The 12,700-nt window shown below is 65.7% G+C and carries 9 protein-coding genes; 4 read left to right on the top strand and 5 right to left on the bottom strand.

What is annotated here, in order from left to right:
* Nucleotides 1–147: 147 nt before the first annotated feature.
* The 3 genes from AC3WJR_RS08030 to AC3WJR_RS08020 all read left to right on the top strand — a co-directional run bounded on the left by AC3WJR_RS08030 (nucleotide 148) and on the right by AC3WJR_RS08020 (nucleotide 3,754).
* A complete protein-coding gene (locus AC3WJR_RS08030; RefSeq protein ID WP_492723751.1) occupies nucleotides 148–1,290 on the top strand; it encodes an AI-2E family transporter in 1,143 nt (380 codons plus the stop codon).
* Entirely contained in the window at nucleotides 1,271–2,914 is a 1,644-nt protein-coding gene (locus tag AC3WJR_RS08025) for a phospholipase D family protein (RefSeq protein ID WP_492723749.1), read from the top strand. The genes AC3WJR_RS08030 and AC3WJR_RS08025 overlap by 20 nt, the downstream gene beginning before the upstream one ends.
* A 156-nt stretch (nucleotides 2,915–3,070) precedes the next feature.
* Nucleotides 3,071–3,754 (top strand): HAD-IA family hydrolase, encoded by a 684-nt coding sequence (locus tag AC3WJR_RS08020; RefSeq protein WP_492723747.1) that lies wholly within the window; start codon nucleotides 3,071–3,073, stop codon nucleotides 3,752–3,754.
* Nucleotides 3,755–3,855: 101 nt separating this feature from the next.
* Here AC3WJR_RS08020 and rpsU read toward each other — a convergent pair whose 3' ends face one another.
* The 5 genes from rpsU to AC3WJR_RS07995 form a co-directional block, all read right to left on the bottom strand.
* Nucleotides 3,856–4,056 carry a 30S ribosomal protein S21 gene (rpsU, locus tag AC3WJR_RS08015; protein ID WP_354282516.1) on the bottom strand — a complete coding sequence of 67 codons (201 nt, stop codon included), beginning with the start codon at nucleotides 4,054–4,056 and terminating at the stop codon, nucleotides 3,856–3,858.
* A 229-nt stretch (nucleotides 4,057–4,285) separates the two neighbouring features.
* Nucleotides 4,286–4,507, bottom strand: a complete 222-nt coding sequence (locus tag AC3WJR_RS08010; protein WP_354282514.1) for a hypothetical protein — start codon at nucleotides 4,505–4,507, stop codon at nucleotides 4,286–4,288.
* Between the two features lie 74 nt (nucleotides 4,508–4,581).
* Nucleotides 4,582–4,716, bottom strand: a complete 135-nt coding sequence (locus tag AC3WJR_RS08005) for a hypothetical protein (RefSeq protein ID WP_492723744.1) — start codon at nucleotides 4,714–4,716, stop codon at nucleotides 4,582–4,584.
* Between the two features lie 191 nt (nucleotides 4,717–4,907).
* Nucleotides 4,908–6,734: a glycoside hydrolase family 9 protein gene (locus tag AC3WJR_RS08000; RefSeq protein WP_492723742.1), complete on the bottom strand. Its 1,827-nt coding sequence runs from the start codon at nucleotides 6,732–6,734 to the stop codon at nucleotides 4,908–4,910.
* Complete coding sequence (locus AC3WJR_RS07995) at nucleotides 6,731–9,250, bottom strand: glycoside hydrolase family 3 protein (protein WP_492723741.1); 2,520 nt, start codon at nucleotides 9,248–9,250, stop codon at nucleotides 6,731–6,733. Before AC3WJR_RS07995 ends, AC3WJR_RS08000 begins: the two co-directional genes overlap by 4 nt.
* A 304-nt stretch (nucleotides 9,251–9,554) precedes the next feature.
* Here AC3WJR_RS07995 and AC3WJR_RS07990 point away from each other — a divergent pair, with 304 nt between their 5' ends.
* Entirely contained in the window at nucleotides 9,555–12,668 is a 3,114-nt protein-coding gene (locus AC3WJR_RS07990) for a TonB-dependent receptor (protein WP_492723739.1), read from the top strand.
* The last annotated feature ends 32 nt before the right edge of the window (nucleotides 12,669–12,700 follow it).

Below are 12,700 nucleotides of genomic sequence, written 5' to 3'. Positions count from 1 at the left end.
CGGTTCGGGCAGAACGCGGCGGGCGGGCGCGCTTGCGCGACCATCCGCCATACGGATGAGCGTTTCGTAGGGAGCTATCCGGGCACTTGAGAGTTGCACCCCCGCAACGAATATGAGTGATTACGGCGCGGGGCCGTACCGAAACGCATGAAGTCAAAGGATCAGACTATCGCTATCGAACGGCAGCGCCTGGAAAACGGCGGGCTCATCCTCTTCGTCGTCCTGATCACGATCGGACTGGGGCTGGTCGTCAACACCTTCCTCGGCGCATTGCTGTGGTCGGCGCTGGCGGCGATCCTGTTCCAGCCGCTGTTCCAGCGCCTGCTCGCGCGCTGGCCGGACCGGCGTAATCGCGCGGCGTTGGTGACGTTGCTGATCATCACGGTCGCGGTGGTCATCCCGGCGCTGATTGTCGGCAGCATGGTCGTGGACCAGGCAGCTGGCGTGTACAGCCAGATCCGGTCGGGGCAGATCAACTTCGCGTCCTATTTCGAACAGATCCATGACGCGTTGCCGGGCCGCTTGCAGCAATTGCTCGACAGCAGCGGGTTCGGCAGCTTCGAACGCGCTCAGGCGCAGATTTCGGAAGCGATCAGCAACAGCGCCAGCATGCTGGCGAGCCGCGCCTTCTCGATCGGCGCGAATGCCGCGGCGTTCCTGCTGGCGTTCGGCGTCGGTCTGTACGTCACCTTCTTCCTGCTGCGCGACGGCGAGCGACTCGGGCCGGCGATCATCCGCGCGTGCCCGATCGAGCATGATGCGGCGGTGCGGCTGGCCGACAAGTTCGTGACGGTCGCGCGCGCGACGATCAAGGGGTCGGTCGTCGTGGCGCTGGTGCAGGGTGCGTTGGGGGCGGTGACGTTCTGGATCGTCGGGCTGCCCGCCGCATTGCTGTGGGGCGTGTTGATGGCGATCGCCGCGCTGCTCCCGGCGGTTGGGCCGGCGATCATCTGGGGACCGGTCGCAATCTATCTGTTTGCCACCGGCGCCCTCTGGCAAGCCGCGGTCGTGGTGGCGTCGGGCGTCGTCGTGATCGGGGTTGCCGACAACATCCTGCGCCCGATCCTGGTGGGCCGCGATACGGGGATCCCCGACTGGCTCGTGCTGGTCACGACGCTGGGTGGGATCGAGTTGGTCGGTTTGAGCGGCATCGTCGTCGGGCCGATCGTTGGTGCGCTGTTCCTTACCGGATGGAGCATCCTGACCGAGCAGCGGCTTGGCCTTGCGCCCGGGTCGGTGGACGGTGACGACAGCGCGCCGAAGGACGGGCATGGCAACGCCAAAAGCTGAGCGCCCGCGCACGGCGGGCATGGCGCGCGTTGTCCTGATCGCGCTCGCCGGGGCGACGGCGCTTGCGGGAGGCTTGCGGCTGCTGAGCCGGTTGCCGGACCGCAAGCCGGAAGCAGAGCCAGCGGCGCGGGGCGGTCGGGATACCACATTGAGCCGGGCGGCGGCGGCAGCGGCGGCGCGGCACCCCGATCTGACCGGCTTGCAGCTACTGTCCGACGCGCACGATGCCTTTGCCGCGCGCGTCCTGTTGGCGCGGCAGGCGGAGCGGACGCTCGACCTGCAATATTACATTTGGCACGGCGACCGTACGGGGACGCTGATGCTCGAGGCGGTTCATCAGGCTGCCGATCGTGGCGTGAAGGTGCGGTTGCTGCTCGACGACAATGGCATCGCCGGGCTCGATACCGTGTTGTCGGCGCTTGATCGGCATCCCAATATCGCGGTGCGGTTGTTCAACCCGTTCCGCATCCGCTTTCCCAAGGCGATCGGCTACCTCGCCGATTTCAAGCGGCTCAATCGCCGGATGCACAACAAGAGCTTCACCGCCGACGGTGCCGCGACGATCGTCGGGGGACGGAACGTCGGCGATGAATATTTCGGCGCGGGCGACGGCGGGCTGTTTGCCGATCTCGACGTGCTCGCGATCGGCCCGATCGTCGAAGCGATCGAGCGCGACTTCGAGCGTTACTGGAACAGCGCCTCGGCCTATCCTGCCGCGCAGATCCTGCCACGGGTCAGCGACGGCAAGCTCGACCAGTTGACCACCAAAGCATCGCTGGTCGAGCGCGACCCGGGGGCGAGGGCGTTCGTCGAGCGGCTTCGCGCGCTGCCGCTGATCCGCGACCTGGTCGACGGAAGTCTCAGCCTGACCTGGGCACCCGTGCGGATGATCAGCGACGATCCGGCCAAGGCACTGGACGCAGCGCCGCGCGAGGCGTTGCTGGCGGGCAAGCTCGACGCGGCGATCGGCACGCCGGACCGCGAACTCCTATTGGTGGCGGGCTATTTCGTTCCCGGCGACGCGGTGACGGAGCAGCTTTGCGCGCTCGCACGGGACGGCGTGTCGATCCGTGTGCTCACCAACAGTTTCGCCGCGACCGACGTCGCGCTGGTTCACGCGGGCTATGCGCCATCGCGCACCGCGCTGTTGCAGGCGGGGGTGCGGCTGTTTGAGCTGTGCGGTACCGCGCGCGATCTTCCCGATCACAAGGCGCGTCGTCAGGGCAGTCGGCTCGGGATCGGGAGTACGCTGCGGGGATCGGGCACGGGACGCGTTGCCGCACTGCGTTCGGGGGCATCGACGCTCCATGCGAAGACTTTCGCGGTCGACCGTGCGCGCTTGTTCATCGGGTCGTTCAACCTCGATCCGCGGTCCATCGACCTCAACACCGAACTCGGCTTCGTGATCGACAGTCCCGAACTCGCTGCGCGCATCGCGGAGACATTTGACGAGGCCATTCCTGAGGCAGCGTATGAAGTCGTGCTGGCGGACGGCGACAGCCTCCAATGGCGCGAAGTCCGGGGGGAGACCATAATCCTGCATGATCGCGAACCCGGCATGACGGCCGTCGATCACGCGGTCATCGCGGTGGCGGAGCGATTGCCGATCCGGTGGTTGCTTTAGATCTCAGGGAGATAGCGAGGGATTGTCAGATCGAATGTCAGCACGGCCGATGGGCGACGATCTGGCGGACGACGGGGTACATGTTCATCGTGAACCGGTGTTCAGCGGTCGCGCACGCTCTTGCATCGGGCGAGCTTTTCCTGAAACGCACGCATCATGACCAATCAGTATTCCCAATCGCTTATCCCTTATGCGGACCGTTCGTTCCAGGCCTGTCTGTTCGACATGGACGGGACGCTGCTCACCTCGATCGAATCCGCCGAGCGCGTCTGGTCGCGCTGGCTTCGCTCGCATGATCTCGATCCGGTCGTGATTCTCCCCACCATTCACGGGGTACAGACGATCGAGACGATCACCCGGCTCCGCATTCCGGGAATCGATCCGCGCGTGGAAGCCGCGTGGATCGCGCGCGAGGAGGCGATCGACCTCGACGGGGTTCGCGCCATCGAGGGGGCGGCCGAATTCGTGGCCGGTCTGCCGGAAGACGGCTGGGCGATCGTCACGTCGGCCACCCGCGTGCTGGCAGAGGCGCGTCTGGCGGCGGCCGGTCTGACCGCGCCGCCCCTGTTCATCACCGCCGAGGACATCGCCAACGGCAAGCCCGCCCCCGATTGCTACATAGAGGCAGCACGCCGACTGGGGAAGGACGTGACGCAGTGCGCCGTGTTCGAGGACGCACCAGCAGGGATCGCGGCCGGTCGCGCCGCGGGATCACCGGTCGTCGTGATCACCGCCACCCATGCGCATCCCGTCCCGACGGAATATCCGCAGATCCGCGATTATCGCGGCCTCACCACGATCCACAGCGACGGAACGATGCGACTGGCGTCGAGTCGCTAGCGCACACGCAAAACATCAGCGCCGCGGAGCGCGGCGCTGATGTCAGGTTCACCGGAAACAGGATGACTGGCGGGGAGGGCGTTCCGCACCCCGCCAGAGAATCAGGCGTCGCGTTCCGCGCGCTTGCGATCGGCCTTGCGGGCACGACCGATGGCAGCAGCCCGCTCACGTGCGCGCTTCTCGGACGGCTTCTCGTAATGACGGCGCTGCTTCATCTCGCGGAAAATCCCTTCCCGTTGCATTTTCTTCTTGAGCGCACGAAGCGCCTGGTCGACGTTGTTGTCGCGAACGGTAATCTGCATGGTCGTTAGCTCGTGGTGTGATGCGGGTGAATTTCCACCGCTGTATGGGCAATGCGCGGGCGTGCCAAGGGACGAGTTCACGTTCTTGTCGCTGAATCGTCCTAATTAGCCCGTATGGAGGCCAGATACCGGCGCGAAATCCGGTTTTGCCCGCTCTCGCAAGAACGCGACGGCGTCTTCGGTGCTGCGATCCCCAAGGTACGGGTGATCGTCGCTCGCGGTGCGACTCTCAGCCCGGGATGCCCCAATTGGCTTCTTCGTCGGCAGCCTTCGCCGTGCGGACGAGGTGCTCGACGTAATTCTGGAAGATCGGAACGGTGAAGGTGACCAGCGTCGGTTCGCCCTTGGGTTCCTTGAACGTCAGCACGACGAAGCGCTGGCCGTCCTCATCGAGCACGAGGCCTGCTTCCATCGCGCCGGGGCCGCTGGGGGTAATGACGGTCGCTACCACGGGAAAAAGCCTCGCTCGTTAGGGTCGGCAACGGAAGGGGTAAACCCCGTTGTCCGGCCCGGTCTCTCGCGGATTTACGCGGCTCTCGCAATCCCGATATCGGCTGCGTCATTGGCTGGCCCGCTCTTGCTTGCGGTCGCCCCGAGCGCTGCAGCGTCGGCGGACTGCGCCTTGCGATACTGGATGTAGAGGGCGATCAAGGAAAACATGGCAACCTCGCGAAGTATTGCTGCGCTGCAGCATTCGCAGAATATGTGACGTCGCCCACGTTCCGGCGCAACTGCGTTCCTTCCAATCACGACTGTGCAAAACGAAACCGTCGCAGGACGATCCGTCGAGGGGGCTGGGAATGGCATGATTCGACGTGGCGTCTGACTGCACCGGCATCGACCCGGGTCTATCATTTGCGCGTCGCGTCGACGAACGCAGCCGTCCAGACGAGGGGGGCGTTCCAGTTGATCGCCACCTCGTTGACCGTGAAGGCACGGTAGTCATCGACCCAGCAAGTTTGCGGCGCACAGCCCTTCAGCGGACCGGCATCGTTCGCCGCGCCGGAATTGGGCCCACCCGACAGGACACCGCTGGGTGGTGCCGGGAACCGCGCGTCCGCCGCGGCCGCCCAGAACCGGTGGTGCGGATGCTGCATCGGGCGAACGCCGACGCCCGTCACATAGGACCGATCGAGCGGATTGCGGCCGAGGATGTAGTCGAGGCTTGCAACCACGGCGTCGCGGTACGCAGGCTTCCGGTCGATCTGCCATGCCACGCCAAGCACGATCGCGCGGTTGAGGATCGTGCTGTTCGAGCCCCAGGGATACCGTGTGCCGCTGAACGGGATGCCATACCCGCTGCGCCCGGTCTCGGCGACGAACCCGTCGGCAAGCGTGGTGATGCGGTTGCGGAGCGTCGCGGCGTCAGTGTCGGGCAGCCCCGTGGGGAGCGTTGCGAGTGTCAGCGCGCCCGCAAGCTTTAGCGATCCCCAACTGATATCCGTGCCGGGGTCGGTGAAGATCCCGTCCTTGCGCAATCGTTCGAGGAACACGGGCTCGCGCGTCGTTGCGTAAAGCTGCGCCGCCGCGAAGCTGAATTCGTCGCGCACGTCCCGGTCGCCATATCCACCGCTGCCGGTGAAGTCGGAACTCGTCAGCAGATCGGGATGGCGCAGCGCCGCCGCCCATCCCCGTCGTGCCGCGGTCAGGCAGCGGGTGGCGAAAGCCGGATCGACCGTCCGCCAGATCCGCGCGCAGTGCGCCGCGACGCCGACCATGTTGAGCGTTGCGGCGGTCGATGGCGGGTACAGGAACCGGGTCTGCCGATCCTCGGCGGGCGCGGTCGGTATCCTGGTCCAGGTCTCGTCGGCGATCTTGGTGTGGACGAGGCCGCCAGCATCGATCGTCTCGAACCGCGTGATCGGCTTGCCCGGACGCCCTGCATCCGGCGCGATCGCCAAGCGGGTGCCGTCGGGGATCTGCATCGACAGGAGGAAGCCGACTTCGACGCGCGCCTCGTCGAGCAGATCGTCGATGCCATTGCCGCGTTCGGGTAGCGCAAGGCGGCCATCTGCGAAGGCCGTGGCATCGCCCCACGCGGCAAGCCGTTCGTGCAGGTCGAGCAACGTCCATGTCGAGACGCCGCCGTTCACAACATATTTGCCGTGGTCGCCCGCGTCATACCAGCCGCCGGTCGCATCGAGCGTATAATCGCACCCGGGCCATTGGACGCCCTTCTGGTCGCGTCCGGCGAAACAGGTGGCGGTGTCGGACGGATGACCGGCGGGGCGGGCGAGGTCGGGGCGCTCGACGTAGTCGGGCAGGATCGGGACCGCGCTGCGCTGCTGATAGAAGAACGCCATGGCCGTCAGTGCGAGCGGCCCGAACGGACGAGTGTTGATGGCGAACGGATGGCTGGCTTTGGGGCCGACGTGAAGACGGTAGCCGTTGCCCGAGCGGCGGAACGCGCCGAAGTCGATCCGGTGGACGCTTTCGCCGGACGCGCCGTCGGGGCCGAACGGGATCGTCTTGCCCGACGCCACGATCTTGCCGCGCGCGTCGGTCAACGTCCACGCCAGCGGCGCGGTTTCGGCCGCCGCGAGGATCGCGATCTTGGTGCCGCTGGTCTCGAACCCGGCCTGACCGATCCGGATCGGGGCGGGCGGCGGTACGGGCGGGGGCGGGGCGGCGGCCGTCGTCAGCAGCAGGGCCGCTGCGCCCGACAGGATCCGGCTCATCCGCCGCACTGGGTCATCGGGACGGGTGCCGAATCGATCTTCACGTCGGAGATCGACAGCGCGAGCTTGCCATCGGTCGCGATCACGAACGGTGCGGTGACCTGTGCCATGTCGATCCCGCGCTTGGCGAAGCACTGCAGCGGGACGATCACCTGTTGCCATGCGCCCGCCTTGCCCGCCGCCAGCGCGCCGGTGATCGGGACGGTCACGACCTTGCCGTCGTTGCTGACCATGCCGAGGGAGACGGGCGCGCTGCCCGCGCGATCGACGCGGACGTCGACGACCAGGCTCAGTTCCCCGTTGCTCTCGCGGGTCAGGTCGAGCGGTCCGGACGTCTCGACCCGCGCGTCCGCAGCGCCACCCGCCCAGACGAACGCACGCGCATCCTCCTGACGTCGACGATCGACCGCGGACGCGGTGAGGTTCCTGGAAGTGGTCGCTCCGGTTGCGCCGAGCAGGCGGACCTTCGACTGCCCTTGCTCGACCAGCGTCAGCGACCAGCCCTCGGGTACGCGTCCCTTGCCGAAGATGGTGCCGTTCGACGACGCGGCCATGCCGGCGGGGCGCGTTTCGTCGAGCTTGGGCACGACCCCGGGCTTGGCGTAGCTAAGGCCATAGCCGAAGGGAAACAGCGGGTCGTAGCCGGGATCGGAACGGTTGAGGACGAACTGGTCGGGGCGCTTGGGCCAGGAAAAACTGAGTTTCCCGCGGAAGTCGTGCGCGATGCCGCCGTCTTTCTTGCGGAACAGCACGTCGGCGACGCCGCCACCCTCGCTGCCCGGCAGGAACGCCGCGACGAATGCGTCCGAGGCGTTGAGTTCGGCATTCACCCACAGCGGCCGCCCCGACAGGAACACCGCGACCACCGGCACGCCCGCTGCCTTCAGCTTGCGCAGCAGTTCGAGATCCGACTTGTCCTCGGGACTGTAATCGAGATTGGGGCGGTCGCCCTTGAATTCGGCATAGGGCTGTTCGCCGAACACCACGATCGCCGCATCGGGCTTCCTGCTATAGCTGCCGTCTTCGGACAGCGCGGCGGTGCCGCCCGCGGCCTTGACCGCGGTGCTGATCCCCGACCAGATCGTCTCGGCATGGGGGAAGTTGGCGTTGGTCGTGCCGGTGCCCTGCCATGTCAGCGACCAGCCACCCGCCTGTTGCGCGATGTTGTCCGCGCCGCCGCCCGCCACCAGAATGTTGGCGGAAGGCTTCAATGGCAGCAGGCCGCCGTCGTTCTTGAGCAGCACGAGCGACTCCTGGACCGCGCGGCGTGCGATCGCGCGGTGATCCGCCGCGCCGATCAGCGCCATCTTGCCCGCCAGTGCCCGCGACGAGGGACGACCGCGGTCGAACGTGCCCGCGCGGATCTTGACGCGCAGGATGCGACGGACCGCGTCGTCGAGCCGTGCGGTGGAAATCTCGCCGGTCTGCGCCTGCTTCAGCGTGTTGTCGTAGAGCGTTTTCCACCCGCTGCCCGAATACATGAACATGTCGAGCCCGGCATTGATCGCCGCGGCGCAACTCTCGTTCGAACAGCCCTCGACCTGGCCGTGGCCGTTCCAGTCGCCGACGACGAACCCGTCGAAGTGGAGACGATCCTTGAGCACGCCGGTCAGCAAACTCTTGTTGCCGTGCATCTTCGCGCCGTTCCAGCTCGAGAAGCTCGCCATCACCGATTGCGTGCCCGCCTCGATCGCCGCGGGATAGCCGCCGAGATGCACGTCGCGCAGTTCGGTTTCGGGGATCCGCGCATCACCCTGGTCGCGTCCGCCCGTGCCGCCGTCGCCGAGGAAATGCTTGGTCGTGGCGATGACGTGGTCGGGGGCGAGAAATTCCTTCGTGCCGACCTTGCCCTGCACGCCCTCGATCACCGCGCCGGCATAATCCTTCTGGATCGTCGGTTCTTCGGAATAGCTTTCGTAAGTGCGGCCCCAGCGATCGTCGCGGACGACGGCGAGCGTCGGCGCGAAGGTCCAGTCGATCCCGGCGGCGGCGGTCTCGATCGCGGTGACGTGGCCGATGTCGCGCATCAGGTCACGGTCGCGCGCCGCGCCGAGGCCGATGTTGTGCGGGAAGAGTGTCGCGCCGGGGATGTTGTTGTTGCCGTGGACCGCGTCGGTCCCCCAGATGACGGGGATCGCGGGGCGACCGTCGCTGCGCGCCATCGAGGCGTCGTAGAATTCGTCGGCGAGCTTCAGCCATTCTACGGGTGGCGCAAGGTCGTTGCCGCGGGGGCCCGAATTGCCGCCGTTGAGGATCGAACCGAGCTTGTAGGTGCGCAGATCGGACGGGTCGATGCTGGCGATGTCGACCTGGATCAACTGGCCGACCTTGTCCGCGAGCGACATGCGTTTGAGGATCGCCTCGATCCGCGCCTCGACCTTCGGGTCGCGAAGCGGGCGGGCGCTGGCGGTTGGCCAGAGTTCCGGGTGCGCGACCGCCGAGAGCGGTACCGCGGGCGGCATCGCTGCCGATTGCAGCAGCAGCGCAATGGTGAACGTCGAAAGACTGGCTGACATCATACTCTCCCCCCGCGGTTCGCGGTCCTGATTGTTACGCCGGTATCACCCCGACCGGTATATCACCGCTTCCGGCGTCGTTCGGCAATATGCCCATCCATTTCGCCCCGACGGATGCGCCGGATGACGCGCGACCCGTGCGACAATTTGACAACAGGTCCGTGACATTGCTGGCGCAAATATGAAAACGGTGTTGTCCTATAAATGCGGTACCGCTAACAGCCGCGGATGGAAGCACTTTTATAAGGTGCGCCAATCTTGACGATGGCACCGCCCTGTGGGGGGCGGCGCGCAGGGGGGATATATGAAGGCGTTCACACTTAATCTTGGCCGGCAGTCGCGCGGCGTGCTCGCGATGCGCGCGGGCGTGTCGATGGCGGCGTTGCTTGCCGCCGGCACCAGCGCAAGTGCCTGGGCACAAGCCGAAACGCAGGCGATCGCGCCGAACACGACTCAGGCCGCAGCACCTGCGCAGGAAATCGGCGAGCCCGCGCCCGCTGAAACCACGGGCGATATCGTCGTCACCGGACGCCGCGCCGCGCTGCAAGCCGCTGACCAGCGCAAGCGCCGCAGCGAGACGATCGTCGATTCGATCGTCGCCGATGATGCCGGCAAGTTGCCCGACAACTCGATCACCGAAGTTTTGCAGCGCGTTTCGGGCGTGTCGATCGTCCGTTTCGCCGCGCTTGGCGATCCCGATCACTATTCGGTCCAGGGTTCGGGCGTCCAGGTGCGTGGCCTGACCGGCGTGGCATCGCGGCTCAACGGGCGCGAGATCTTCAGCGCGAACAACGGTCGTGCGATCCTGTGGAGCGACGTGACGCCGGAACTGATGTCGGCGGTCGATGTCTACAAGGCGTCGACGGCGGATCTCATCGAAGGCGGCACCGGCGGCCAGATCGATCTGCGCACCAAGATGCCGTTCGACTTCAACGGCAAGTTCCATGTCGCGGGCACGGGCGAACTCGCGGTTGGCGACATGGCGAACAAGGTCGATCCGTCGGGCTCGATCCTGGTAACGGATTCGTTCGAGACGCCGATCGGGCGGATCGGGCTGCTCGGCGACGTGGCGTTCAGCCAGTTCAGCTCGCTGTCGCAGTTCATCCGCACCAGCCCCTATTTCAAGACCAGGCTCAGCGATGGCAACGATCGGTACGTTCCCAGCGGCTTTGCGTACGGTGACGAGGCGTTTCAGTACAAACGCTACGGCATCTACGGCGCGGCGCAGTGGCAGCCCGCCGAATCGCTGACCTTCACCGGCAGCTTCTTCCAGTCACGCTACAAGAGCCAGTCGAGCGACTATGGCACCCAGCTCGATTCGCAGACGCTCGCAGTCGATCCGGCGAGCAGCACGTTCGACAGCAATGGCCTGCTGACCAGCACGAACGCGCTGTTCAACCGTGATGTCAGCGCGGAAGGCAACTTCCAGCCGACGGGGCAGGCGGTCAACAGCAGCGGTAACAAGGGTTTCGTCCAGAGCAACACGGTGACGCGCGATTACTCGCTGTCGTTCGCCTGGGCGCCGAAGGATGGTCCGTTGTCGATCAAGGGCTCGCTCCAGCGGGTTGATTCCAGCCAGGTCTATGATCGTATCGACATCTTCCGCGATATCGGTTTCGGTCAGAGCTATGGCATCGACCTGCGCGGGGATCTGCCCCAGATCAGCGTCGGGCCGGAGGCGCAGGCGGGGTTCGCCGATCCTTCCAAATATTTCTGGACGGCCTCCATGCCGCACAACGAACGCAACAAGGGGCGGCTCGACGCAGCCCAGCTCGACGCCGAATACAAGTTCGACGACAGCTTCTTCCGGTCGGTCAAGGTCGGCGGGCGTTACGCCAAGCGGACCGAGCGCGATCTTTCGAACGGCTATAACTGGACGGCGCTTGGCCGTGGCTGGAACGGCGATCCGCAGTTGACTTACGCCAACGCCGCAGCGGGTGACGTTGCCACCCATGCCTTCAAGGACTTCTTCCGCGGGAACGCAGCGTCGCCGGGTAACCTGATGTTCGCATCGGAGAATCTTGCGTCGCGGTTCAACGTCAACCGCACCGGGCTGGTGACGGCACCCCCGGCGGGCTTCTGCACCGGGCGCGAGTTCGACTGTTCGGCGTCGGGTCCTCTGCCGAGCACGGGCTATGGCGGCCAGTTCAACGCGGACGGCACGCTGGCCATCCGTCAGCCGGGTTTCGTCCTTCCGGGCGATCAGGTCGACAACAAGACCCAGAATATCGCGGGCTATGCGCTGGTTCGTTTCGGACCTCAGGATGGCGCGCGCGGCGTCTCGGGCAACGTCGGCGTGCGGGTCGTGCACATCGAGAATGAGGGCAGCGGGTTCATCCAGCAGAATGGCGGGACGGTGTTCATCCAGAACGGCGTCCAGCGGACGCTGGCGAACACGTTCCTCGCCCGCGGCGGCAAGGCGGACTTCACGCGCGTCCTGCCGTCGGTCAATCTCGAATATTCGCCGACCGACAAGATCAAGGTCCGCGGCGGCTACAACATCACGATGGATCTGCCGACCTTCAACGCACTGCGCGCATCGGGTTCGATTGGCGTGGCGACGACCCCGAGCCAGACTCCCGGCGGCATCGGGACGTTCAACAACTTTACCGCAGACACCGGCAACCCGTTGCTCAAGCCGACGCTGTCGAACAATTTCGACATCTCGCTTGAATATTACGGACGCGTGGGGACGTCGTTCCACATCGCCCCGTTCTACAAGCGGCTCACCAACCTGCCAATCTACGCGCTGACCAACCGGCAGGTCACGGTCCAGTTCACCGACGGCAGCACCGAGAACGTCACGGCGTCCGCGACCGACTATACCAATTCGACCAAGGCGGCGAACGTCAAGGGTGTCGAGGTCGGCGGCCGCTTCTTCCTCGACATGCTGCCCGGCGCGCTTGCCGGGTTCGGGTTCGAGGGCAATTACACCTTCATCAAGAGCAGCAATCCGGGCGACGTCTACCGCGACATCACCGGTGCGATCCGCAACGATGCGCCGCTGGTTGGGCTGTCGAAGCACAATCTGAATGCGACGTTGTTGTATGAGCGTAACCCGGTTTCGTTGCGCGTCGCCTATTCGTGGCGTTCGCAATATCTGCTGTCGACCAACAGCAACGGCACCAACGGCACCTACAGCTATTACACTGCGCCCGGCGTCGTGAACAATCAGGATGGCGGCAACGATACGACCACGCAGATCGCCTTGCCGATCTACGGCGGTAACTATGGTTCGATCGACGCGGGTGTGCGGTTCAAGGTGAACGATCAGTTGTCGTTCGGCGTGCAGGCGACCAACCTGACCGCCTCGACGCAGCGGACGCTGATGGGTGGGTATCCCGGTGGCAAGCTGGTGGGTCGTAGCTGGTTCCAGGCCGATCGCCGCCTGAGCACTGGCATCAACCTGGCCTTCTGACGATGATGGGGTGTCGGCCGACCTGATGTCGG

This window comes from Sphingomonas sp. FW306-05-A (assembly GCF_058782275.1).
The sequence above is the reverse complement of the archived record's forward strand: the minus strand, read 5'-3'. Positions and strand labels throughout refer to the sequence as shown.